Genomic DNA, 22,731 nt, shown 5'->3' on the forward strand with positions numbered 1-22,731 from the left:
CATGTCTTCCGACGCATCGCCGGCGCGCATTCCGCGCCACCTCGCCGTGATCATGGACGGCAACGGCCGTTGGGCCGAACGCCGTCGCCGGCCGCGCGCCATCGGCCATCGCGCCGGCGCGCGCGCCGTCCAGAACTGCGTGGACTTCTGCATCGAGCACCGCATCCACGCGCTCACCCTGTTCGCGTTCTCCAGCGAGAACTGGGCGCGGCCGGCGGAGGAAGTGGGTGCGCTGATGAAGTTGTTCCTCAACGCGCTCGAGCGCGAGGTCGAGGAACTCCACCGCCGCGGCGTGCGCATCCGCTTCATCGGGCAGCGCGAATTGTTCGCCCCCCCGATCCGCGCGCGCATGGATGCCGCCGAGTCGACCACGCGGGGCAACGACGTCCTGCACCTGACCATCGCCGCGAGTTACGGCGGCCGCTGGGACATCGTGAACGCCGCCCGCGCGTTGGCCGTGGATGTGGCCGCGGGGCGCGTGAAGGCCGAGGACATCGACGAGAAGGCCTTCGCATCGCGCATCGCACTGGCCGACCTTCCCCCGCCGGATCTGTTCATCCGAACCGGCGGTGACGTGCGGGTGAGCAACTTCCTGCTCTGGCAGCTCGCCTACACCGAGCTGTGGTTCACCGAAACGTTGTGGCCGGACGTGGATGCCGCCACACTCCGCCAGGCCCTGGCCGACTACGCGATGCGAGAGCGGCGCTTCGGTCTCACCGGGGCGCAGGTTTCCGCGTCCTTTCCACTGCCACCCGACCACGGGATCCCCGAATGACCCGCACGCGACTGCTGGCCGCGATGATCATGGCTCCGCTCGTGATCGCGGCCGTGTTGTTCCTCGACACGCCGTGGCTCGTCGCCTGCGGGGCGGTCCTGTTCCTCGCCGGGTTGTGGGAATGGTTCCGCCTGGCCGAGATCGACGACACGCTGCATCGCACCGTCCTGCTCGTCGCCAACCTGGCGCTGATGGTCGCGATCGTCTGGGCCTCGCGCTTGGGCACCGGGTACAGCTTCGTGTTGTTCCAACTCGCCACCGTCGTCGGCGTGATCTGGTGGCTGTTGTCGATGCTGTGGTTGAAAAACTTCAACTTCGCCTCCGACCACGCCACGCACGCGCGCATGTTCAAGCTCGCCGCGGGCACGCTCGCGGTGGTACCGGCGTGGTGCGCGCTGGCGCTCATCCACGGCGGGCAACCCAACGGCCATCGCTGGTTGCTGATCGCGCTGCTGGTGATCTGGGCCGCGGACAGCGGCGCGTATTTCGCCGGCCGCAAGTTCGGCAAGCACAAGCTCAGCCCGCGCATCAGCCCGAACAAGACGATCGAAGGCCTGGTCGGGGGGATGATCGCCTCGGTGGTCATCGCGTTGATTGCCGCGCCCTTCGCGGGTGCCAGCGTCGCGCAACTGCCCTGGGTCGCGCTCGTCGTCGTGGTGACCGTGTTGTTCTCGGTGGTCGGCGATCTGTTCGAAAGCCTGCTCAAGCGCCACGTGGGCGCGAAGGACTCGGGCGACCTGATCCCGGGCCACGGCGGCATCCTCGACCGCATCGACAGCGTGCTCGCCGCGCTGCCCGTGTTCGCCCTCGGCAAGGGCCTGCTCGGCTTCTGACATGCAGCAAGTCGCAGTCCTCGGCGCCACCGGTTCGATCGGGACGAGCGCGCTCGACGTCATCGCCCGCCACCCCGCGCGCATGCGCGCCAGCGTGCTGGCCGCGGGCACGCAGGTCGACGCGTTGCTCGCCTTGTGCCGCGCGCACAAGCCGGACCACGCGGTCATCGCGGATCCGGCCGGTTTCGCACGGTTGCGCGATGGCCTGCACGATGCCGGCCTCAAGACGCAGGCGCATGCCGGCGAAGACGCGCTCGACGCGCTCGTCGACAGCGATGCGTGCACCACCGTCGTCGCCGCCATCGTTGGTGCCGCGGGGCTACGTTCGACGCTCGCCGCCGCACACGCGGGCAAGCGCCTGTTGCTCGCCAACAAGGAATCGCTGGTGCTGGCCGGCGAGTTGCTGATGCACGCCGCGAATGCGGCAGGCGCCACCATCGTGCCGATCGACAGCGAACACAACGCGATCTTCCAGTGCCTGCCCGACGCGCATGCACGCCACGGTCTCAAGCGCATCTGCCTCACCGCCTCGGGGGGTCCCTTCCGCGGATGGACGCTCGAAGCACTGGAGGATGTCTCGCCGGCGCAGGCCGTCGCGCATCCGAAATGGTCGATGGGCCCGAAGATTTCGGTCGACTCGGCCACGCTGATGAACAAGGGGCTGGAAGTGATCGAGGCGCATCACCTGTTCGGGGTGGCGGCCGAGGACATCGAAGTGCTGGTGCACCCGCAGAGCCTGGTGCACTCGCTGGTCGAATTCGTCGACGGCAGCACGCTCGCACAGTTGGGCTTGCCCGACATGCGCACCGCGCTAGCGGTGGGCCTGGCGTGGCCCGAGCGCGTGTCTTCGGGGGTGGGCGGGCTCGACCTGCTGCAACACGGCCGGCTGGATTTCGAACCGCCCGATCGCGACGCGTTCCCCTGCCTGGGGCTCGCCTACGCCGCCCTGCGCGCCGGCGGCACCGCGCCTGCCACGCTCAACGCGGCCAACGAAGTCGCGGTTTCAGCCTTTCTTCAGGGCCGGATCGCTTTCCTAGGCATTCCTGCGCTGGTCGACGAAACCCTCGCCGCCCTGCCCCCCACGCCGGCCGACACGCTCGATACGCTCCGCGAGGCCGACCGCGCCGCGCGGGCGTACGCGCAGGCGGTGGTCAACGCACGTTCGGAAGCCGAGTGATGGAAGGCCTTTTAGGCGGTATCTGGTGGTACGTGGTCGCCATCGGCGTGCTCGTGACTTTCCACGAGTTCGGGCATTACTGGGTCGCGAAACGTTGCGGCGTCAAGGTGCTGCGTTTCTCCGTCGGCTTCGGCAAGCCGCTGTGGATGCGCCGCAACAAGGACGGCACCGAATTCGCGATCGCCGCGATCCCGTTGGGCGGCTACGTCAAGATGCTCGACGAACGCGAATCCGACGTCGCGCCCGGGGAACTGCATCGCGCGTTCAATCGCCAGTCGCCGTGGCGGCGCATCGCCATCGCCGCGGCCGGGCCCGTCGCCAATGTCCTGTTGTGCGTGCTGTTCCTGTGGGGCGCGTTCGTCGTCGGGTTGAAGGAATACGCGCCGGTGGTCGGTCGTGCGAACGGCATGGCCGCCGCGGCGGGTTTGCACGCGGGCGACGCAGTGCTGCGCATCGGCGATCGCACCATCCAGACATGGACCGACGTGCGTTTCGCGCTCGCGCTCGCCGGGTTGGATCGCGAACGCGTGTCCGTCGAAGTCCGCAACACCGACGGTGAGACGCGCACGCGCACGCTCGACTTGTCGAAGTTGCCGGCCGATTTCGACGAACTGCAGGCGCCGACGCTCGTCGGCCTGACCGCGCGCTACCAGCTCGAACCGCCGATCGTCGACGACCTCGTGCCCGGTTCGCCGGCCTACGGCGTGCTCGCCGAAAAGGACCGCATCCTCGCCATCGACGGCCAACACATCGACGATTACGCCGACATCGCCCCGGCCGTCCAGGCGCTCGCCGCGCGCGGCGGCCCCGGCATGGTCGAAGTCCTGCGCAAGGAAGGCAACGCGGAGGCCGAACGCAAGGCCTTCCCGCTCACGCCGCGCGTGGACAGGGGCGAGGACGGCAAGCCCGTCGCGCGCATCGGCGTGATCCACAAGCCGTCCGGGACGATGCCGGAATTCGACGCGGTGCGCCGCTACGGCCCGATCGACGCCATCCCGATGGCCTTTGCCGAGACCTGGCACAAGGCACGCGACACCGTCGGTTTCATGGGGCGCATGCTGACCGGCAATGCGTCGTTGAAGTACGTTTCGGGCCCCGTCACCACCGCCCGCGCCGCGAATGCGACGGCAAAACTGGGGCTGGCGTGGTTTTTGAACTTCCTCGCCGTCCTCTCGATCTCACTGGCGATCCTCAACCTGCTCCCCATCCCGCTATTGGATGGGGGACACCTGCTGTATTACCTTATTGAATTGGTCAAAGGCAGCCCGCTGAGCGAGCGTACGATGGCTGCCGGGCAGTACGTGGGCCTGGCGCTGCTGGTCGGCCTGATGGGATTGGCGTTGTTCAACGACGTTTTCTTCCATTAGCCCCCCCGCCACCGACCACCCGCATGACCCGCCACCGCCACACCGCGGTGGCACGAACCCCCAACCGGACGTGACGATGACGCGACACCTTTCCCGCCGCCTGCTCGCCCTCGCCCTCGCATCGGCGATCGCCGCCCCGGTGGCGGCGCAAACGGCCAACCCGTTCGCGCTCCAGCAGCCGCAGGACACCACACCGGTGCCCGGCCCGACGGCCGATCCGGCCGCCTTCACCGTCAGCGACATCCGCATCGACGGCCTGCAGCGCATTTCCGCGGGCACGGTGTTCACCTACCTGCCCGTCGAGCGCGGCGACCGCCTCGATGCCGCCACCGCCGGCGACGCGATTCGCGCGCTGTATGGCACCGGCTTCTTCGAAGACGTGCGGCTGGATCGCCAGGGCGCGACAGGTGACAGTGCAATCCTGGTCATCACCGTCGTCGAGCGTCCGGCGATCAACAAGCTGACGCTGACCGGCAACAAGGACATCAAGACCGAAGACCTGACCAAGGGCCTGAAGGACATCGGCCTGGCCGAAGGCGAAACCTTCGACCGTCTCTCGCTCGACCGCGTGACGCAGGAACTCAACCGCCAGTACAACAACCGCGGCAAGTACAACGTCGAGATCACGCCGACGGTTTCGCGCCTGGATCGCAACCGCGTCGACGTGGTGATCACCATCAAGGAAGGCAAGGCCGCGAAGATCCAGCACATCAACCTGGTCGGCAACGAGAAATTCGCCGACGAGCAGATCACCGATGCCTGGGAATCGCGCGAGCACAACTGGCTCTCCTGGTACCGCCGCGACGACCAGTACTCGCGCGAGAAGCTCTCCGGCGACATGGAGAAGCTCACCAGCTGGTACCTCGACCGCGGCTACGTCGACTTCAGCCTGGACTCCACGCAGGTCGCGATCAGCCCCGACCGCCAGGACATGTTCATCACCGCGGGCCTGACCGAAGGCGACCAGTACAAGATCTCCAGCGTCAAGGTCACCGGCGACACGATCCTCCCGCAGGCCGAGGTCGAGAAGATGGTCCCCGTGAAGGCGGGCCAGATCTTCTCCCGGCGCCTGCTGGAATTCACCTCCGACGGCATCACCGCGATGCTCGCCAACATCGGCTACGCCTTCGCGCAGGTGAACCCGATCCCGGAAGTCGACAACGAAAAGAAAACCGTCGGCATCAACTTCCAGGTGGTCCCGGGCCCGCGCGTCAACGTGCGCCGCGTCGTCTTCAAGGGCAACACGCGCACCGCCGACGAAGTGTTGCGCCGCGAAATGCGCCAGTTCGAAGGCGCGTGGTATTCGCAGGCCGCGGTCGACCGCTCGAAGGTCCGCCTGCAGCGCCTGGGTTACTTCGAAACCGTCGAAGTCGAAAACGTGCCGGTCGCCGGCACCGACGACCAGGTCGACGTGACCTACACCGTCAAGGAAACCACCTCGGGCAGCTTCATGTTCGGCGTGGGCTACTCGCAGTTGTCCGGCGTCAACCTCTCGGTGCAGTTGTCCGAAAACAACTTCCTGGGCAGCGGCAACCGCGTGTCGATCGCCGCGCAGCAGAGCAGCTACCAGAAGCGCTACGACTTCTCGTTCACCAACCCGTACTTCACCGACGAAGGCATGTCGCTGGGCTACAACCTGTGGTGGCGCGAGTTCGACTACAGCGACTACGGCACGGCGAACTACTCGACCAACAGCGGCGCATTCCAGACCTTCCTGGGCCTGCCGATCACCGAGTACGACACCGTCTCGGCGCTGGCGGGCATCGACACCAACGAGATCCTGCTTTCGGCCAGCACGCCGCGGTCCATCCGCGACTACGTGATCGCCGTGGGCTCGCGCACGTTCCACGCATGGCGCACGCAGTTCGGTTATTCGCGCGACACGCGCAACGACTACTTCATGCCTTCGGCCGGCAGCTACCACCGCGCCAGCATCGAAATCGCGATGCCGGGCTCCACCGCCGAATACTGGAAGGCCGAGTACCAGTACTCCCGCTACTTCCCGCTCATGCCCTCGCTGATCCTGCTCACCGCGGTCAACGTCGGCTACGGCGACAACTACGGCAACGTCACCTATCGCGACCTGTGCGTGAACATGACGGTGCCCTGCACCACCGCGTCCGACGACTTCCTGCGCACGGTGAATTCCGACGGCCTGCCCTTCTTCGAACGCTTCTACGCCGGCGGCATCAGCTCGTCGGGCCGCGTGCGCGGCTTCGTCGACAACTCGCTGGGCCCGCGCGAGATCAGCGGTTTCCAGTCGCAGCCGATCGGCGGCGCGCTGAAGACCGTCGGCACCGTCGAACTGGTGTTCCCGAAGTTGTTCGACTCGCCGGCCGCGCGCATCTCCGCGTTCCTGGACTGGGGTAACGTCTTCGCGGACATCAACTCCTTCGAAGCAAGCGAACTGCGCGCTTCGGCCGGTGTCGCGCTGCTGTGGCGCTCGCCGATGGGCCCGCTGTCGATCAGCTACGCCCTGCCGTTGCGCTCGAAGGACGCCGACCCGTCGACGTTCTTCCCGGGCGACGACATCGAGCGCCTGCAGTTCACCTTCGGCGGGTCGTTCTGACCGCGGCGCCGCCGGAACACGACACCATGGGCGCCCCGGCTTACACCGCAGCAGAGCTCGGGGCGCGTTTTGGCCTCGATGTCGCGGGCGACGCGCAACGCGTCGTTCGCGGCGTGTCGACGCTCGCCAACGGGCGCCCCGATTCGCTGGGCTTCCTCGCCAATCCCCGCTATCGCGCGCAGCTTGCGGCCTCGCAAGCGGGTGTCGTCGTCATGCGTGCCGAAGATGCGGAAGGCTTCGCAGGCACCGCGCTGATCGCACGCGATCCCTACGCCGCATTCGCGCGCATCTCCGCGTTGTTCGAACCGGCGCCGCAGGTGGTGCCCGGCATCCATCCCTCCGCCGTCGTCGATGCGAGTGCGAACGTCGATCCGACGGCACACCTCGGCCCGCATGTCGTCATCGGCGCGCGCAGCACGGTCGCTGCCGGCGCGATGCTCGGCCCCGGCTGCATCGTCGGCGAGGACTGCGTCGTCGGCGAAGGCTGCGAACTCATTGCGCGCGTCACGCTGGTGACGCGCGTTCGCCTGGGCAAGCGCGTGCGCGTGCATCCCGGCGCGGTGCTCGGCGCCGACGGCTTCGGCCTGGCGATGGACGCCGGCCGCTGGCTCAAGGTGCCCCAACTCGGTGGCGTTCTCGTCGGCGACGATTGCGAGATCGGCGCCAACACGACCATCGATCGCGGCGCGCTCGAAGACACGATCCTCGAAGACGACGTGCGCCTGGACAACCAGATCCAGGTCGGCCACAACGTCTTCATCGGCGCGCACACGGCCATGGCCGGATGCGCCGCCATCGCCGGCAGCGCGAAGGTCGGCCGCTACTGCCTGATCGGTGGCGGCGCCGGCATCCTCGGGCACCTGGAACTGTGCGACCGCGTGATCGTCACCGCGATGAGCCTGGTCACCCATTCCATCCGCGAGCCGGGCGAGTACTCCTCGGGCACGCCGATCATGGACAATCGCAGCTGGCGCAAGAGCGCCGCGCGGTTCAAGCAACTCGATGCACTGGCCCGCCGCGTGGCGGCGGCCCCGGACAAGGATTGAAGACGATGGACGTGCAACTCCCCCTCGACGTGGTCGCGCTCCAGAAGCTGCTGCCGCACCGCTACCCGTTCCTGCTGGTCGATCGCGTCACCGAGTTCGAGGCGCACAAGCGCATCCTCGGCATCAAGAACGTCACGATCAACGAACCCTTCTTCCAGGGCCATTTCCCCGGCCACCCGGTGATGCCGGGCGTGCTGGTGATCGAAGCCCTCGCGCAGACTGGCGGCATTCTCACGCAGCTCTCGCACCAGGCCGCCGCGACCGACAAGTTGTTCTACCTGGTCAAGATCGACAACGCGAAATTCAGCCGCATGGTCGTGCCGGGCGATCGCCTGGAACTGCATGTCGAGCTCAAGCGCACCATCCGCAACATGGCGCTGTACCAGGGCATCGCGCGCGTGGATGGCGAGCAGGTCGCGTGCGCCGAGATCCTGTGCGCCGAGGTCAAGGGCTGAGCCCATGACCGCGCAGGTGCATCCCACCGCGGTCGTCGATCCGGGCGCGCGCCTGGGCGCCGACGTGCGCATCGGCCCGTTCTGCGTCATCGGCGCGGATGTCGATATCGGCGAGCGCACCATCGTCGGCCCGCACTGCACGATCACCGGGCCTGCGCGCATCGGCCGCGGCAACCATTTCCACGGGCACGCGGCCATCGGCGGCGACCCGCAGGACAAGAAGTTCGCCGGTGAGCGCACGGAACTGGTGATCGGCGACGACAACGTCGTTCGGGAGTTCGTCACCATCAGCCGCGGTACGGGCACCGGCGGCGATGTCACGCGCATCGGCAACGGCAACTGGCTGCTCGCCTACGTGCACGTCGCGCACGATTGCCGCATCGGCGATGGCTGCGTGTTCTCGAACAATGCCACGCTCGCCGGCCACGTGGAAGTCGGCAACCAGGTGATCCTCAGCGGCTTCGTCGGCGTGCACCAGTTCTGCCGCATCGGCGACCATGCGTTCATCGGCATGGGCGCGTTCGTCAACGGCGACGTCCCGCCCTTCCTGATGGTCGCGCAGGAAAGCTACGGCCGCCCGCGCGGCATCAACACCGAAGGCCTCAAGCGCCGCGGGTTCGACGCCACGCGCGTTTCCGCGATCAAGCGCGCCTACCGCGCGTTGTACGTCTCCGGCGCGAAGCTCGACGAAGCGCTGGAACAATTGCGCGAAATGGCGAACGACAGCGACGACGTGCGCGCGATGGTCGAGTTCATCGGCCGCGGCGAACGCCACCTGTTGCGCTGACGCATGGCCGCGCGCACCCTCCGGATCGGCTTGGTCGCGGGGGAAACCTCGGGCGACCAACTCGGCGCAGGGCTGATCGAAGCCTTGCGCGTGCGTTTCCCCGATGCGCAATTCGCGGGCATCGGCGGCGACGACATGCGCGCGGTCGGGTTCGACGCGTGGCATGAGGCCTCCGAGCTCGCGGTGTTCGGCCTGGCGGAAGTCGTCGCGCACCTGCCCCGCTTGCTGCGCGTGCGCCGGGCGTTGCGCGAACGGATGCTGGCGTGGAAGCCCGACGTGTTCGTCGGCATCGATGCGCCGGACTTCAACCTGGGCGTGGAGAAGTGGCTGAAAACACGCGGCATCCGCACCGTGCACGACGTCAGCCCGTCGCTGTGGGCCTGGCGGCAGTCGCGCGCGGCGAAGCTCGGGCAAAGCGCGGATCGCGTGCTGTGCCTGTTCCCGATGGAACCGCCGATCTACGCGCAGCATGGCGTCGACGCGCGCTACATCGGGCATCCGCTCGCCGATGCGCTCCCGCTGGAACCCGACCGCAACGCCGCGCGTGCAGCGCTCGGGCTGCCGCAGGACGCACGCGTGCTCGCGGTGTTGCCGGGTTCGCGGCTCGGCGAAATCCATCGCCTCGCGGCGACGTTCTTCGCGGCCGCGTCGAACCTGTCAGTCGCACTGCCCGGATTGCACGTCGTCGTCCCCGCGGCCAACGCGGCGTGCCGGCGCGCGATCGAAGCAGCCCTGCCGCCCGGACTCCCGCACGTGACCGTGCTCGACGGCCAGGCCCAGCGCGCGATGATCGCCGGCGATGCCGTCCTGCTCGCCTCGGGCACCGCCGCGCTCGAAGCGATGCTGTGCAAGCGGCCGATGGTCGTCGCCTATCGCCTCGCGCCGCTGACGCACGCGATCGTGCGCACCTTCGGCCTGCTGAAGGTCCCTTACGTTTCGCTGCCGAACGTCCTCGCGGGCGAACCGCTCGTGCCCGAATTGCTGCAGGACGATTGCACGCCCGACAAGCTGACCGGCGCCCTGCTCCCGCTGCTGTCGACGCCGGAGCCCGGCCTCGTCCTGCAGGCCCGCTTCCGCGAGATGCATCTCGCACTCCGCCGCGATGCCTCCGCCCGCGCGGCCGAAGCGATCGCCGAACTGGTGGACGCACCGCTTGCGTGAATGCGTCACCGCGCTGCACAGTCCGCGCGCCATGTCCTTCGAACCCGCCACCGCCGACCCTCTCGCCCCGATCGCGCGCTTCGCCGGCGTGGACGAGGCCGGCCGCGGGCCGCTGGCCGGACCGGTGGTCGTCGCCGCGGTGGTGTTTCCGCCGGGCCGCACGCCGATCAACGGCCTGAACGATTCGAAGCAGTTGAACGCGGAGCGCCGCGAAGAACTCTTCGTCCGCATCGTCGAGCGTGCGATCGCCTACAAGGTGGTCCACGTCGAAGTCGAGGATATCGACCGCCTCAACATCTTCCACGCGACGATGCTGGGCATGCGCCTGGCGGTGGAAGGCGTGCTGCACGCATGCGAATACGCGCGCATCGACGGCAACGCGATTCCCAAGGGCCTGTCGTGCCGCGCCGAAGCGCTCGTCGGCGGCGATGCGAGCGACCGCGCGATCATGGCCGCCTCGATCCTCGCCAAGGTGACGCGCGACCGCCACATGGTCGAACTGCATCGCCAGTGGCCGGTTTACGGCTTCAACGAGCACAAGGGCTACTCCACGCCGCAACACCTCGCCGCCCTGCGCACGCACGGGCCGTGCCCGCAACATCGGCGGAGTTTCACGCGCGTGCGCGATGCGTTGCAGGGGAACCTGTTGCCGCTCGAACTCGGGGACGTCGTCGAGGACTGACGCGGCCGACTCAGTGCGACGTCGTCGTCTCTGTTTGTTCGTCGTGCCCCTCCGCCACCTTCTCCGGCTGCACCATGAACCGATAACCGCGGCCGTGCAGCGTCTGGATGTAACGCGGGTTCGATGCGTCGTCGCCCAACGCGCGCCGCAACTGCGCCACGATGCGGTTCAGCACGCTCGGCGTGACGTGGCGATGGCCCCAGACCGTATCGAGCAGGCGTTCGCGCTCGATCGCCTCGCCCGCGTGCGACAGCAATTGCAGCAGGACGGCGTGCGCCTTGGGTTCCACGCCGATCATCCGGTCGCCGCGTCGCACGCCGATGGGGCGCGCGCGCACCTCGACGTCGTCGAATTTGTAGACCTGCCCGGGGTCGCGAATGGAGTCCTGCATCGTCTGGCCCAACGGGCAAACCCGCACATCCCGGCTACCGCCGGTCGGGACGTTCGGCACCCCGACTTCCCGGCCGAGACATCCGGCATGCAACGGAGGAGACTCAGGATGCATCCAATTCGGAACGGGCCGCGGAACCCAGCGCTTCGGCCGCCCGTCCCACCTTTCGGTCGCGCGCCGCGCCGGCCGGCGCACGCAACCTTCTGACAGCCGGTCCGGGAGGTGCGCCATGCGTCTATCCGCCCCCACCATCACCGACGAACCCTTGCCGATGTCCTTCGGCGCCGATTCCGGCAACGGGCCCGCGATCCGGCCCGAGGCGGTCGTCCAGTTCGATGCCTTGCTCCACGAGCTCTATCCCGATGCCGTGCGCGTCGACGCCGACCGCGTGCGCAACCTGTGTGTCTGGCTGGCTTCGATGCCCGCGCAGGCCGCGCAGGACGTGCTCGATCGCCGCCTGCGGCGCATCGAGGAGCTGCGGGCGATGCTCGACGACGACTGCTGGGACCCGCCCGATGCCCTGCGCGCGCGGCTGGCCAAGCTGATCGGGTACCTGGACGATGATGAAGACCTCATCCCCGACCGCGAACCGCTGCTCGGCAAGCTGGACGACGTGTTGCTGCTCGAACTGGCGTGGCCGGCCTTCGCCTCGGAGGCCGAGGACTACCGCGACTTCTGCGCGTATCGCACGGAGAACAGCGTCGCCGGCACCGGCGACCAACAGCGCGCAGCGTGGATCCGCGACCGCCTGGCCGAGATCCAGTTGTGGCAGCACAACATGCGCGTGAACGCGAGCCACTACAGCCACCGCGGGCATGCGGAGGCCCCGTTCCGGGTCGGCAGCTGATCGCCCGGCGAACTCGCGTGTCAATTCTTGTGCCACGCGAGGTAGCGCCCTAACCTGCCGGGACGCTTTCGAAACGTCCCGGCATGCCCGCATTCGCCCACCTCCACCTCCACAGCGAGTATTCGCTGGTCGACTCGACCATCCGCATTCCGGACCTGGTCGGCCGTTGCGTGGCGCAGGGGCAGCCGGCGGTGGCGATCACCGACCAGAACAACCTGTTCGCGCTGGTGAAGTTCTACAAGGCCGCCGAAAGCGCGGGCATCAAGCCGATCGCGGGCGCCGACCTGTTGCTGGCCGACGGCGACGAAGCCCCGACCCGCATGACGGTGCTGTGCCGCGATCGCGATGGTTACCTCAGTCTGTCGCGCCTGCTCACGCGCGCGTGGATGGAAGGTCATCGCAACGACGGTGTCGTCGTGCGTCCGCACTGGTTGCAGGAAGCGAACACCGGGTTGTTCCTGCTGGCGGGACGCCATAGCGAAGCGGGCCGCCTGGCGCTCGCAGGCAAGCACGAACTCGCCGAGCAGTGGCTCGCGCAGTGGCAACACGCCACGGGCGAACGCCTGCACCTCGAACTCACGCGCACCGCGCGCGAACACGAAGACGCGTTCAACGCCTTCGCACTGCATGCGTCCTCGCGCCGCGGCGTGCCGATCATCGCGACCAACGATGCGCGCTTCCTCGACGAGAGCGGTTTCGACGCGCACGAAGCGCGCGTGTGCATCGCCACCGGCCGCGTGCTCGACGATCCCAAGCGCCCGAAGGACTACAGCCCCGAGCAGTACGTGAAGTCCTCGGAGCAAATGTCGGAACTGTTCGCCGACGTCCCGGATGCGCTCGACAACGCGATCGCGCTCGCCACGCGCTGCAACCTCGAACTGCGCCTGGGCACGTATTACTTGCCCGCCTTCCCGGTGCCCGACGACGAGACGCTGGACAGCTGGATGCGCGTGCAGGCGCGCGACGGCCTGACCAAGCGCCTGGAGAAGGCACCGATCGCCGCCGGCCACACGCGCGAGTCGTATTTCGAACGCCTGGACATCGAACTCGACGTCATCATCAAGATGGGCTTTCCCGGCTACTTCCTGATCGTGGCCGACTTCATCAACTGGGCGAAGGACCACGGCATCCCCGTCGGCCCGGGCCGCGGCTCGGGTGCGGGTTCGCTGGTCGCGTGGGCGCTGGGCATCACCGATCTGGATCCGCTTCCCTACGACCTGCTGTTCGAGCGCTTCCTCAATCCCGAACGCGTGTCGATGCCCGACTTCGACATCGACTTCTGCATGGATCGCCGCGACGAAGTGATCGACTACGTCGCCGCCAAATACGGCCGCGACCGCGTCAGCCAGATCATCACCTACGGCACGATGGCCGCGAAGGGCGTGGTGCGCGACACCGGCCGCGTGCTCGGGCATCCCTACGGTTTCGTCGACGGCATCGCCAAGCTGATCCCGCTCACGCTGGGCGTGAGCCTGGACGATGCGCTCGGCGAATCCGAGGCTGCGCGCAAGAACCCCGAACTCGCGTCGGCCGAGCTGATGCAGCGCAATGCGGCCGAGGACGACGTACGCGATCTGTTGTCGCTGGCACGCGAGCTGGAAGACCTCGCACGCAACGCCGGCAAGCACGCCGGCGGCGTGGTGATCGCGCCGAGCCCGCTGTCCGATTTCTGCCCGCTGTTCGCCGAACACGACGAAGGCGGCCGCGGGCGCAATCCCGTCACGCAGTTCGACAAGGACGACGTCGAAACCATCGGCCTGGTGAAGTTCGACTTCCTGGGCCTGCGCACGCTGACGATCATCGACTGGGCGGTGAAGGCGATCAACACGCGCCGCGCGCAGGCCGGTGAAGCGCCGCTCGACATCACCGCGCTCGCGCTCGAAGACAAACCGACCTACGAGCTGTTCGCACGCGGCGATACGGTCGCGGTCTTCCAGTTCGAATCGCGCGGCATGCGCGAGTTGCTCAAGCGCGCCAAGCCCGACACGTTCGAAGACATCATCGCGCTCGCCGCGTTGTTCCGGCCCGGCCCGCTCGGTTCGGGGATGGATCGCGACTGGGTGGACCGCAAGCACGGCAACGCCGCAGTCAGTTATCCGCACCCGCTGCTGGAATCCGTGCTCGCGCCCACCTACGGCGTGATCGTGTACCAGGAACAGGTGATGCAGATCGCACAGGTGCTGGCGGGCTATTCGCTCGGCGGCGCCGACCTGCTTCGCCGCGCCATGGGCAAGAAGAAGCCCGAGGAGATGGCGAAGGAGCGCGTCAAGTTCGAAACCGGCGCGGCCGAAAACAATGTCGATGCGCGCGTGGCCTCGTCGATCTTCGACCTGATGGAGAAGTTCGCCGAGTACGGCTTCAACAAGTCGCACTCGGCCGCGTATGCGCTGGTCGCATACCAGACCGCGTGGTTGAAGGTGCACTACCCGGCCGAGTTCATGGCGGCGGTGTTGTCCTCGGACATGGACAACACGGACAAGGTGGTGGGTTTCCTGGACGAAGCGCGCAGCCTCTCGCTGGACGTGCTCTCGCCGGACGTCAACGCATCGGCCTACATGTTCGAAGCGATCGATCCGAAAACCATCCGCTACGGCCTGGGCGCGGTGAAGGGTGTCGGCCGCGGCGTGTGCGAAGCGATCGCCGAGGAACGCGAACGCAATGGCGTGTTCATCGACCTGCTGGATTTCTGCAAGCGCGTCGAAGGTTCGAAGCTCAATCGCCGCGCGCTCGAAGCGCTGGTCAACGCCGGCGCGCTCGATGCGCTCGGCCGCAACCGCGCCTCATTGATGTTGCAGTTGCCCGAAGTGTTGAAAGCGACCGACCAGCTCGCACGCGAACGCGAGGCCGGCCAGGTATCGCTGTTCGGTGCGATGCCCGAAGCCCCGGCGCTGCACCTGACCCTGCCCGACGCTGAAGAATGGCCGCTCCAGCAGAAACTGCAGGGCGAGCGCGAAACCCTCGGCCATTACCTCAGCGGCCATCCGCTGGATCCGTATCGCGAAGAACTGCGCGGCCTCGTCGGCCACGACCTCAGCGACCTCGATCGCCTGTGGAGCGAACGCCCGGACGAAGAACGCCGCGGCTGGCGCCCGGAAATGGCGGTCGTCATCGCCGGCCAGGTCATCGGCATGCGCAAGCGCGGCGACAGCCAGGCCTTCGTGCAACTCGAGGACGGCCGCGGCCGCATCGAGTGCGCATTCTTCGCCGAGGCCTATTACAACTTCGCGCAATTGCTCACGCGCGATCGCATCCTCGTGGTCGAAGGCGGCCTGCGCGAAGACGAATTCAGCGGCGGCTTCTCGCTGCGCGCGAAACGTTGCTGGGATTTCTCGCAAGTGTGCACCCAATTCGCACAACGCCTGTCGGTGAAGCTCGACCTGCGACAGAAGGATGCACTCGCACATTTCGAGCGCGCCTTGCATCCGTATCTGCCGGGCGCCACGCCGATGCTGCTCGAAGCGATCACCTCGACCGCCGTCGGGCGCCTGAGCATCAACGGCGGCAAGGGCGTGCGCGCCGATGCTGCACTCCCCGGCGTGCTGCGCAGCATTCCAGGCGTGCGCACGGTGCGGCTCGCGTTGGCGAAGCCCTGGGCGTCGTAGCGAACTTGCCCAAAGGGACAATTGCAAACGCCACGCCGCGACGGTCGACTGCCGGTTCCCCCCGAGTCGATCCCGCCATGGCCTCTTCCGCGCAAAGCGCAGCACCGCGACGCTCACTGACCGACCGCTTCCTGCATGTCGTCGAAGTCGGCGGTAACGCACTGCTGCACCCGGCGACCTTGTTCGCGTTGCTCACGCTGTGCGTGATCGTCGCCTCGTCGCTCGCGACGTGGTTCGATGTCTCCGCAGCGCACCCCACGACGGGCGAAACCATCCGCCCCGTCGATCTGCTTTCGCGCGAAGGGCTGCATCGCCTGCTGACCGGCCTCGTGCCGAACTTCACCGGCTTCGCGCCCCTCGGTGCGGTGCTCGTGTCGCTGATCGGCATCGGTGTCGCCGAACACTCCGGCTTGATCGGTGCGGCGTTGCGCCGCCTCGTCTTCGCAGCGCCGCGATGGGCATTGACACCGGTCGTCGTGTTCGCGGGCGTGATGTCGAACATGGCCAGCGAAATCGGCTACGTCTTGCTGATCCCGCTCGCTGGCCTGATGTTCAAGGGCGCGGGCCGGCATCCGATCGTGGGCATGGCGGCGGGGTTCGCGGGTGTGTCGGGGGGCTTCTCAGCGAACCTGTTGCTCGGTTCGATCGATCCGCTTCTCTCCGGTATTTCGCAGGAAGCCGCGCGCCTGGTCGATCCCGCCTATACCGTCAGCGCCGCGGCCAATTGGTATTTCATGATGGCTTCGACACCGCTCGTCGTCGCGGTCGGGACGTGGGTGACGCAACGCCATGTCGCACCGCGGTTCGATGCAAAGCCCGCGGCGGAGGACGACGGCGAACGCATCGGCGCGCCGGATGAAAACGAACGTCGCGGCTTGCGCTGGGCGCTTTACGCAACGCTCGGCTTGAGCGCGGTCATCGCGTGGGGCCTGCTTCCCGCCGATGGCCTGCTGCGCAACGCCGCCACGGGCGGCGTCCTCGACTCGCCCTTCCTCCGGGGCATCGTCGCGATCATCTTCGCCTACGGCGTGATCACCGGCGTCGCGTACGGCATCGGTGCACGCACGCTGCGCAGCGATGCCGATGTCGTCCGCGGCATGGGCCAGAGCATGGCGACGCTGGGCCCCTACATCGTCCTGGTGTTCTTCCTCGCGCAATTCGTCGCGTGCTTCCAGTGGACGAACCTCGGGCTCATTCTCGCGATGAAACTCGCGGGCGTGCTGCAGGCACTGCAGTTGCCGGCGATCCCGCTGTTCCTCGGGCTGGTCGGCATCACCGCGCTCGCAAACCTGTTCATTGGCTCGGCCTCGGCGAAGTGGGCGTTGATGGCACCGATCCTCGTACCGACATTCATGCTGCTAGGCCATGCGCCGGAACTGGTGCAGGCGGGCTATCGCATCGGCGACTCGGTCACCAACATCATTTCGCCGATGATGAGTTACTTCGCGCTGATCGTCGCCTTCTTCCAGCGCTACGAACCGAAGGCGGGCCTCGGCACGCTGGTGTCGACGATGCTGCCCTACGCCATCGCGTTGTCGATTGCGTGGTCGGTGTTGTTCGCGGTGTGGATCGCGTTCGGATGGCCGATCGGGCCGGGTGCGCCCCTGTCGTATCCGCTGCTGTCGCCTGGCCTCTAGTGCAGCGTCGCCCGCCACGCGGTTCGCGCGCTCCCGATGCGTTGCGTGCGCGTCGTCCCGTCCGGGCGATGCGCGATCACGTCGGTCGCCGTCCACCATGGTCGGAACTTCGCGTGTTCCGGCCGCGCTTCCACGACCAGCGTGTCGCCTTCGACGCGGCAGTCGAAGGCGAGCCGCAGGAACGTGCCGCGTCGATACGCGAGCGATGTGCCATCGTCGTCGTACAACGCGCCATCGCAGGGTCCTCCCGCTTCCGGCCACCACACATGGATTTGGAGTGGCCCCTGCGGCACCTGCCCCGTGTGCTGCACGACCGGCTGCATCGGCACGATCGCGCCGGCGCGCACGAACACCGGCACCTCGCGCGGCGCGGGGTCGAACGTGACCTTGCCGGTGTATCGCTTCCCGTCGCGCAACCCGTACCACGTGCCCGGCGGCAGTTGCACGACGTGCGGATCCAGCCGTTCCGTCACCACGGGCGCGACGAAAAGATCGCGGCCGAACAGGAAATCGCGATCGTTCCCGACCGCGGTCGGAGATTCGAACCACACCGGCCGCGTGATCGGCGCTCCGGTGCGCGCGTTCTCTTCGGCCGCCGTGTAGAGATAGGGCATCAGGCGATAGCGTTGTTCGATCGCTTCGCGGCGCAAGGTTTCCTGCTCCGGCCCGTCGACCCACGCTTCGTGGTCGCGCGTATCCGTCGCCGCGTGGCTGCGGAAGATCGGTTGCCACGCGCCGAGTCGATACCAGCGCGTCAGCAACTCCGTCGGCGGTGAACCGATGAACCCGCCGACGTCGTCGCCCGCCAGCGCCATGCCCGACAACCCCAGGCCCAGGATGTTCGGCACGCCCTGCGCGAGGTGGTGCCAGTCGGCGGTGTTGTCGCCTGTCCAGGTCGCGGCATAACGCTGCGTGCCGGCGTAAGCAGCGCGCGTCAGTACGAACGGGCGCGTGTCGGGCGCAAGCTTCGACACCCCTTCGTACGTCGCGCGCGCATTGAGCATCCCGTACACGTTGTGGAGTTGCGCATGCGTGCGCGTGGTGCCGTCGTCGAGGCGATGCACCACCTCGTCGGGCATCGTGCCGCCCGGGCCATCGAACACCGACGGCTCGTTCATGTCGTTCCAGAACCCCGATGCGCCCATGCGCACGAAATCCGTGTACAGCCCACCCCACCATTCGCGCACCTGCTGGCGCGTGAAATCCGGGAACACGCTGTCGCCGGGCCAGACCTTGCCGACGTAGTCGGCGCCGTCGCGTTTGACGAACGCATCGATGGCCTTGCCGCTGTCGTAGGGCGCGTAGCCCGCTTGCCTGGCGACATGCAGGTCGGTGATCAGCACCGTGTGGAAGCCATCGCGCCGCAAGTCACCGAGCATGCGTTCGAAATCGGGGAAGGCCTTGCGATCGATCGTGAACGGTTTGTTCGCCTCCTGGAACCCGATGTCCAGCCAGATCGCATCGGCGGGGATGTGCTTGTCCCGCAGCGTCTTCGCCACTTCGCGCACGCGCGCCTCGGGCAAGTAGGTGTAACGCGATTGCTGGAAACCGAGCGCCCATTTCGGCGGCAAGGGCGTGCGTCCGGTGAGTGCGGTGTAGCGCTGCAGGACGTCGCGTGGCGTCGGGCCATCGATGAGATAGGCATCGATCGCCCCTTCGGCGATTGCGAACGACAGGACATCCGGCTCGGTCTTGCCGACGTCGACCGTCATGCGCTGCGTGTTGTCGACGAACACGCCGAAGGCACGTCCCGCGTGTTCGATCAGCACGAACGGGATCGATTTGTACAAGGGATCGCGCGCCGCATCCCATGCATAGGCGTCGGTGTTCCATAAGGTGAACACGCGCCCACGCCGATCCATCGGGCCGGCCTTGTCGCCCAGGCCGTAAACGTGGTCGCCGGATTGCAGCGAAAGACGCAGGCGACCGAGTCCGGACTTCGCGGTCAGCGATCGCTGGTCGATCCCCTGGCCCGATACGAAGGTCGTCGTGCAATCGAAGTCGACACCGCCCATGCGCAGGTCGGACGCGGGCAACCCCGCCCGCGCGATCTCCACCGCCCACGAGGCTTGCGCTTGCAGCGACGCCGGCGGAATACGCATGATGCCCGGGGCCACCGTCTCGACGCGCGGCGAGTGATTGCAGGCCTGCGCCGAGCCCGCAAGCGCCAACAACCCCAAGGCCACCCAGCCGCGCCAATCCCGTGCCATGCGTGCCCCTTCTCGGAATCCGTGAAGCATACCCATCCGAACCCCTGCGTACGGTCCGGGGCCGTGGGCTACACTCCCCCACCTTGCCTTCACGTGGCCGCCCCGCGTCGCCAATGAACCCGAACTACCTCGATTTCGAGCAGCCCATCGCCGACCTGGAAGCGAAGATCCAGGAACTCCGCCACGCCAGCCACGGGCCGGCGGTGGATATCGACGCTGAAGTCCACGCGCTCCAGGACAAGCTGCGCGTGCGCACCGCGCAGATCTTCCGCGATCTCTCCTCGTGGCAGATCTCGCAGCTCGCGCGCCATCCCGCGCGGCCGTACACGCTCGACTACCTGCGCGTGATGTGCGACGAGTTCGAAGAACTCGCCGGCGACCGCGCCTTCGCCAACGACAACGCCATCGTCGGTGGGCTTGCGCGCATCGACGGACGCCCGGTGGTCGTCATCGGCCATGAAAAGGGCCGCGACACCAAGGCCAAGATCCGCCGCAACTTCGGCATGCCCAAGCCCGAGGGCTATCGCAAGGCCTTGCGCCTGATGAAGCTTGCCGAACGCTTCGGCCTGCCGATCCTCACCTTCATCGATACCGCCGGCGCCTGGCCGGGCATCGATGCCGAGGAGCGCGGCCAGTCCGAGGCCATCGCGCGCAACCTGCTGGAGATGTCCGAACTCAGGGTGCCGATCATCTGCACCGTGATCGGCGAAGGCGGCTCGGGTGGGGCGCTCGCGATCGGCGTGGGCGACCGCACGCTGATGCTCGAATACGGCACGTACTCGGTGATCACGCCCGAAGGCTGCGCTTCGATCCTCTGGAAGACCGCGGAGAAGGCGAAGGACGCCGCCGAACAACTCGGCATGACCGCCAAGCGCCTGAAGGAACTGGGCCTGATCGACAAGATCGTGCGCGAGCCGATCGGCGGCGCGCATCGCAATCCGCGCCAGATGGCCACGCGCCTGAAAGCCGTGCTGATGAACGAGCTCGATGCACTCGTCGGCGTGCCGGTGGACGAACTCGTCGAACGCCGTTACCAGCGCCTGCGGTCCTACGGGGCTTACGAAGTCGCCTGACACGTCGCCGGGAGGGGAGCCCGCCGCCATGCCATTGATCGCCTTGTCGGTCTTGTTGCAGATCGTGTGCGCCGTGCACGTCGTCCGCAGCGGACGCCCGCATTACTGGATCTACATCGTCATCATCGGCTCGTTCCTGGGCGTGGCGGTGTATTTCTTCGCCGAAGTGCTGCCCAACCTCCATCGCGACCCCGTCGCGCGCCGCGTTGCGCAGGACGTGCGGCGGAAAGTCGATCCGGAACATGGCAAGCGCCGCGCCGCGCGTGCGCTCGACATCGCCGACACCCTGGAAAACCGCCGCCGCCTCGCCGAACAAAGCATGGCCAGCGGCGATCACCAACAGGCGCTGGAGCTGTATCGCAATTCGCTGTCGGGCATGTACAGGACCGATCCGACGTTGATGCTTGGTCTTGCGCAGGCGCAGTTCGCGCTCGATCTGCCGCAGGAAGCGCGGGCCACGCTCGAAGCGCTCATCGCCGCGAACCCGACGTTCCGTTCCAACGCCGGCCACCTGCTCTACGCACGCGCGGTCGAAGCCAGCGGCGACATCGACAAGGCGCTCGAAGAATACGAAGCGGTGGTGCAGGACTTCTCCGGCGAAGAAGCCCGCGTGCGTTACGCGCAGTTGCTGCAACGCCGTGGACATGCAGGCCGCGCGGCGGCGGTGTTCGAACAGGTCGTCAAGCGCGCGTCGCTGGCGCCGAAGTATTACCAGCGCGATCAGCGCGCGTGGGTTGACATCGCGAAGCGCGCACTCCAGCAACGGGAATCCGCCTGACGGCGGCCGCGCGCGATGTCGGCTGCCCCCACGCTGCCCATCGTGCTGCCCGACGCAGGGCGTGAAGCGCCGGTCTTCGTCGCGTTCAGCGGCGGCCTGGATTCCACCGCGCTGTTGCATGCACTCGCGGCGATGCGCGATGTCCGCGACCTCGGCCTGCGCGCGATCCACGTCCACCATGGCCTGAGCGACCAGGCCGACGCCTGGACCACCCATTGCGAGCGCGTGTGCGCATCGCTCGGCGTGCCCCTGCATGTGGCGCACGTGGTGGTCGATCGGCGGTCGAAACTCGGGCTGGAAGCCGCGGCGCGCGAGGCGCGTCAATCTGCACTCGCCGCGGAAATGGACGACGGCGCGTTGCTCGCGCTCGCGCATCATCGCGACGATCAGGCCGAAACCTTCCTGCTGCGCGCGCTGCGTGCATCGGGCCCCGATGGATTGGCGGCGATGCGTGCGCTGCGGCCGTTCGCGAATGGATGGTTGTGGCGGCCGCTGCTCGATGTGTCGCGCGAAACCCTGCGCGCCTATGCAACGGCGCACGCCCTGGACTTCATCGAGGATCCGGCGAACGACACCCTCGCGCACGACCGCAACTACCTGCGCCACCAGATCCTGCCGCTGCTGCGCGAACGCTGGCCGCACGCCGACGCCGCCCTCGCGCGTTCCGCAGCGTTGAGCGCCGAAGCGGCGGCGCTGCTCGCCGACGATGACGCGCAAGCCCTGGCGCAAGCGCGTACCGACGATCCGCGCGTGCTCGCGATCGACCCGTTGCGCAGGTTGCCCGCCGCACGCCGCGCGCGCGCATTGCGCCGCTGGATCGCCGAGCGCGGCCTGCCGCCCTTGCCCGCCGAAGGCATCGCGCAAATCGAGCGCGACCTGGCGGTCAACGCGCCGGACACCGATTTCCGTTTCGAATGGGCCGGCGCCGAACTCCGCCGTTGGCGGGATCGCTGGCGCGCCGCCCGAATTCCGGCGAAGCAGCCCGCCGATTGGTCGGATGTCTGGGACGGCCGCCTGCCGCTGATCCTCCCCGACGGCGGCACGCTCGCCCTGCTCGGTGCGCCCGCCTTCGACGTCACGCTGCGAGTGCGCCTGCGCCGCGGGGGCGAACGCATCGCGCTGCCGGGCCGTGCGCACTCGCACAGCCTCAAACATGCATTGCAGGACGCGGGCCTGCCGCCGTGGTCGCGCGAATGCCTGCCGCTGCTGGTCGACGCCGCCGACACCGTGCTCGCCGCCGGCGATCGCCTGGTGTCCGCTTCGTTCGATGCCTGGCTGCGGGCGCACGACGCAAGCCTGCAGTGGACCCAGCCCGGCATCGATTGACCGGCTTCGGCGCGC

At 67.7% G+C, this 22,731-nt stretch carries 18 protein-coding genes; 16 read left to right on the top strand and 2 right to left on the bottom strand.

Translation table 11 applies throughout. The features are described 5' to 3' along the window. Position 1 precedes the first annotated feature (1 nt). The 10 genes from uppS to rnhB all read left to right on the top strand — a co-directional run bounded on the left by uppS (position 2) and on the right by rnhB (position 10,852). Complete coding sequence (uppS, locus tag ACXJJ8_RS00475) at positions 2 to 775, top strand: polyprenyl diphosphate synthase (protein ID WP_499026190.1); 774 nt, start codon at positions 2 to 4, stop codon at positions 773 to 775. Next, positions 772 to 1,608 carry a phosphatidate cytidylyltransferase gene (locus tag ACXJJ8_RS00480; protein WP_499026191.1) on the top strand — a complete coding sequence of 279 codons (837 nt, stop codon included), beginning with the start codon at positions 772 to 774 and terminating at the stop codon, positions 1,606 to 1,608. The genes uppS and ACXJJ8_RS00480 overlap by 4 nt, the downstream gene beginning before the upstream one ends. Before the next feature lies 1 nt (position 1,609). After that, the gene (locus tag ACXJJ8_RS00485) at positions 1,610 to 2,785 is read left to right on the top strand and encodes a 1-deoxy-D-xylulose-5-phosphate reductoisomerase (protein ID WP_499026193.1); all 1,176 of its coding nucleotides are present in this window, start codon (positions 1,610 to 1,612) and stop codon (positions 2,783 to 2,785) included. Next, on the top strand, positions 2,785 to 4,152 hold the full coding sequence (rseP, locus tag ACXJJ8_RS00490) for an RIP metalloprotease RseP (RefSeq protein WP_499026194.1): 1,368 nt from the start codon (positions 2,785 to 2,787) through the stop codon (positions 4,150 to 4,152). The genes ACXJJ8_RS00485 and rseP overlap by 1 nt, the downstream gene beginning before the upstream one ends. A 76-nt stretch (positions 4,153 to 4,228) precedes the next feature. Further along, on the top strand, positions 4,229 to 6,721 hold the full coding sequence (bamA, locus tag ACXJJ8_RS00495) for an outer membrane protein assembly factor BamA (RefSeq protein WP_499026195.1): 2,493 nt from the start codon (positions 4,229 to 4,231) through the stop codon (positions 6,719 to 6,721). 26 nt (positions 6,722 to 6,747) lie between these two features. Further along, the gene (gene lpxD, locus ACXJJ8_RS00500) at positions 6,748 to 7,767 is read left to right on the top strand and encodes a UDP-3-O-(3-hydroxymyristoyl)glucosamine N-acyltransferase (RefSeq protein ID WP_499026197.1); all 1,020 of its coding nucleotides are present in this window, start codon (positions 6,748 to 6,750) and stop codon (positions 7,765 to 7,767) included. Between the two features lie 5 nt (positions 7,768 to 7,772). Then, positions 7,773 to 8,222: a 3-hydroxyacyl-ACP dehydratase FabZ gene (gene fabZ / locus ACXJJ8_RS00505; RefSeq protein ID WP_499026198.1), complete on the top strand. Its 450-nt coding sequence runs from the start codon at positions 7,773 to 7,775 to the stop codon at positions 8,220 to 8,222. Positions 8,223 to 8,226: 4 nt separating this feature from the next. Further along, the gene (gene lpxA / locus ACXJJ8_RS00510) at positions 8,227 to 9,009 is read left to right on the top strand and encodes an acyl-ACP--UDP-N-acetylglucosamine O-acyltransferase (RefSeq protein ID WP_499026200.1); all 783 of its coding nucleotides are present in this window, start codon (positions 8,227 to 8,229) and stop codon (positions 9,007 to 9,009) included. A gap of 3 nt (positions 9,010 to 9,012) precedes the next feature. Beyond that, positions 9,013 to 10,170, top strand: a complete 1,158-nt coding sequence (lpxB, locus tag ACXJJ8_RS00515; protein WP_499026202.1) for a lipid-A-disaccharide synthase — start codon at positions 9,013 to 9,015, stop codon at positions 10,168 to 10,170. Positions 10,171 to 10,201: 31 nt separating this feature from the next. After that, entirely contained in the window at positions 10,202 to 10,852 is a 651-nt protein-coding gene (gene rnhB, locus ACXJJ8_RS00520) for a ribonuclease HII (protein WP_499026204.1), read from the top strand. 10 nt (positions 10,853 to 10,862) lie between these two features. Here rnhB and ACXJJ8_RS00525 read toward each other — a convergent pair whose 3' ends face one another. Continuing rightward, on the bottom strand, positions 10,863 to 11,243 hold the full coding sequence (locus tag ACXJJ8_RS00525; protein ID WP_499026205.1) for a winged helix-turn-helix domain-containing protein: 381 nt from the start codon (positions 11,241 to 11,243) through the stop codon (positions 10,863 to 10,865). Positions 11,244 to 11,472: 229 nt separating this feature from the next. Here ACXJJ8_RS00525 and ACXJJ8_RS00530 point away from each other — a divergent pair, with 229 nt between their 5' ends. From ACXJJ8_RS00530 to ACXJJ8_RS00540, 3 genes are all read left to right on the top strand, one after another. After that, positions 11,473 to 12,090: a hypothetical protein gene (locus ACXJJ8_RS00530; protein ID WP_499026207.1), complete on the top strand. Its 618-nt coding sequence runs from the start codon at positions 11,473 to 11,475 to the stop codon at positions 12,088 to 12,090. Positions 12,091 to 12,173: 83 nt separating this feature from the next. Beyond that, a complete protein-coding gene (gene dnaE / locus ACXJJ8_RS00535) occupies positions 12,174 to 15,692 on the top strand; it encodes a DNA polymerase III subunit alpha (RefSeq protein WP_499026208.1) in 3,519 nt (1,172 codons plus the stop codon). 77 nt (positions 15,693 to 15,769) lie between these two features. Beyond that, entirely contained in the window at positions 15,770 to 17,329 is a 1,560-nt protein-coding gene (locus tag ACXJJ8_RS00540) for an AbgT family transporter (protein ID WP_499026210.1), read from the top strand. Here the strand turns inward: ACXJJ8_RS00540 and ACXJJ8_RS00545 are convergent. After that, a complete protein-coding gene (locus ACXJJ8_RS00545; protein ID WP_499026212.1) occupies positions 17,326 to 19,539 on the bottom strand; it encodes a glycoside hydrolase family 31 protein in 2,214 nt (737 codons plus the stop codon). The two genes, ACXJJ8_RS00540 and ACXJJ8_RS00545, sit on opposite strands and share 4 nt — an antisense overlap. A 113-nt stretch (positions 19,540 to 19,652) precedes the next feature. On the opposite strand from ACXJJ8_RS00545, the gene ACXJJ8_RS00550 reads away from it, so the two are divergent. From ACXJJ8_RS00550 to tilS, 3 genes are read left to right on the top strand one after another with little or no spacing between them, the layout of a single operon-like run. Then, a complete protein-coding gene (locus tag ACXJJ8_RS00550) occupies positions 19,653 to 20,612 on the top strand; it encodes an acetyl-CoA carboxylase carboxyltransferase subunit alpha (RefSeq protein ID WP_499026214.1) in 960 nt (319 codons plus the stop codon). A 28-nt stretch (positions 20,613 to 20,640) separates the two neighbouring features. Then, the gene (locus ACXJJ8_RS00555) at positions 20,641 to 21,390 is read left to right on the top strand and encodes a tetratricopeptide repeat protein (RefSeq protein WP_499026216.1); all 750 of its coding nucleotides are present in this window, start codon (positions 20,641 to 20,643) and stop codon (positions 21,388 to 21,390) included. Positions 21,391 to 21,405: 15 nt separating this feature from the next. Further along, positions 21,406 to 22,716, top strand: a complete 1,311-nt coding sequence (tilS, locus tag ACXJJ8_RS00560; RefSeq protein WP_499026218.1) for a tRNA lysidine(34) synthetase TilS — start codon at positions 21,406 to 21,408, stop codon at positions 22,714 to 22,716. Positions 22,717 to 22,731: the final 15 nt, after the last annotated feature.

It is taken from the genome of Lysobacter sp. P5_C4, assembly GCF_054049695.1.

Excerpts from the sequence above, each read along its gene's own strand:
- uppS (WP_499026190.1), top strand. The coding sequence starts at position 2 with ATGTCTTCCGACGCATCGCCGGCGCGCATTCCGCGCCACCTCGCCGTG.
- ACXJJ8_RS00480 (WP_499026191.1), top strand. The coding sequence starts at position 772 with ATGACCCGCACGCGACTGCTGGCCGCGATGATCATGGCTCCGCTCGTG.
- ACXJJ8_RS00485 (WP_499026193.1), top strand. The coding sequence starts at position 1,610 with ATGCAGCAAGTCGCAGTCCTCGGCGCCACCGGTTCGATCGGGACGAGC.
- rseP (WP_499026194.1), top strand. The coding sequence starts at position 2,785 with ATGGAAGGCCTTTTAGGCGGTATCTGGTGGTACGTGGTCGCCATCGGC.
- bamA (WP_499026195.1), top strand. The coding sequence starts at position 4,229 with ATGACGCGACACCTTTCCCGCCGCCTGCTCGCCCTCGCCCTCGCATCG.
- lpxD (WP_499026197.1), top strand. The coding sequence starts at position 6,748 with ATGGGCGCCCCGGCTTACACCGCAGCAGAGCTCGGGGCGCGTTTTGGC.
- fabZ (WP_499026198.1), top strand. The coding sequence starts at position 7,773 with ATGGACGTGCAACTCCCCCTCGACGTGGTCGCGCTCCAGAAGCTGCTG.
- lpxA (WP_499026200.1), top strand. The coding sequence starts at position 8,227 with ATGACCGCGCAGGTGCATCCCACCGCGGTCGTCGATCCGGGCGCGCGC.
- lpxB (WP_499026202.1), top strand. The coding sequence starts at position 9,013 with ATGGCCGCGCGCACCCTCCGGATCGGCTTGGTCGCGGGGGAAACCTCG.
- rnhB (WP_499026204.1), top strand. The coding sequence starts at position 10,202 with ATGTCCTTCGAACCCGCCACCGCCGACCCTCTCGCCCCGATCGCGCGC.
- ACXJJ8_RS00525 (WP_499026205.1), bottom strand. The coding sequence starts at position 11,243 with ATGCAGGACTCCATTCGCGACCCCGGGCAGGTCTACAAATTCGACGAC.
- ACXJJ8_RS00530 (WP_499026207.1), top strand. The coding sequence starts at position 11,473 with ATGCGTCTATCCGCCCCCACCATCACCGACGAACCCTTGCCGATGTCC.
- dnaE (WP_499026208.1), top strand. The coding sequence starts at position 12,174 with ATGCCCGCATTCGCCCACCTCCACCTCCACAGCGAGTATTCGCTGGTC.
- ACXJJ8_RS00540 (WP_499026210.1), top strand. The coding sequence starts at position 15,770 with ATGGCCTCTTCCGCGCAAAGCGCAGCACCGCGACGCTCACTGACCGAC.
- ACXJJ8_RS00545 (WP_499026212.1), bottom strand. The coding sequence starts at position 19,539 with ATGGCACGGGATTGGCGCGGCTGGGTGGCCTTGGGGTTGTTGGCGCTT.
- ACXJJ8_RS00550 (WP_499026214.1), top strand. The coding sequence starts at position 19,653 with ATGAACCCGAACTACCTCGATTTCGAGCAGCCCATCGCCGACCTGGAA.
- ACXJJ8_RS00555 (WP_499026216.1), top strand. The coding sequence starts at position 20,641 with ATGCCATTGATCGCCTTGTCGGTCTTGTTGCAGATCGTGTGCGCCGTG.
- tilS (WP_499026218.1), top strand. The coding sequence starts at position 21,406 with ATGTCGGCTGCCCCCACGCTGCCCATCGTGCTGCCCGACGCAGGGCGT.